Below are 513 nucleotides of genomic sequence, written 5' to 3'. Positions count from 1 at the left end.
CGATCAACAACGACCCGACCGGCCATTGCGAGATCCACGCGCTGCGCGACGCGGGCCGCCGCCTCGGCACGTGGGATCTCTCGGGCTGCGAGCTTTATACGACCTGGGAGCCCTGCACCATGTGCGCCTCGGCGATCTGGTGGGCCAAGATCGACCGGGTCTATTACGGCAACACGCTCAGCTACGCCGCCGAGCTCGGCATGGACATCGACGACATGGTGCGCGAGGCCACCCTGCCCTCGGCCGAGCGCAAGCGGCCTTTCGAGAACCTGCTGCACGACGAGGCGCATGCGGTGGTCAAGCGGTGGTTCGAGGAGACCAAGCCCGCGGTGATTTGAGGCGGGGGGCTTTCTTCTTGGACGCTAGATGTCCGGTTTGAGCCGCCATTCGGACAAGTGAGCGACAGGCTCTGAATTGCCGCTATTAGCGACGAGCGGAAGATTGCTAGGGCACAAAGTTCGCTACATGTAGAGCGACTTTTTCGTTGCCCGACAGAAAACGCGTGCGGCCGGT

The 513-nt window shown here is 63.2% G+C and carries 1 protein-coding gene; it reads left to right on the top strand.

From position 1 onward, the window contains the following. Positions 1-338, top strand: a 338-nt coding sequence (locus GY769_22315) for a nucleoside deaminase (GenBank protein ID MCP4204653.1), incomplete at its 5' end; no start/stop codon positions are given. Positions 339-513 lie beyond the last annotated feature (175 nt).

It is taken from the genome of bacterium, from assembly GCA_024224155.1.
In the GTDB taxonomy this organism is placed as follows: Bacteria; Acidobacteriota; Thermoanaerobaculia; order Multivoradales; family JAHEKO01; genus CALZIK01.
This window is presented reverse-complemented; position numbering and strand designations above follow the sequence as displayed.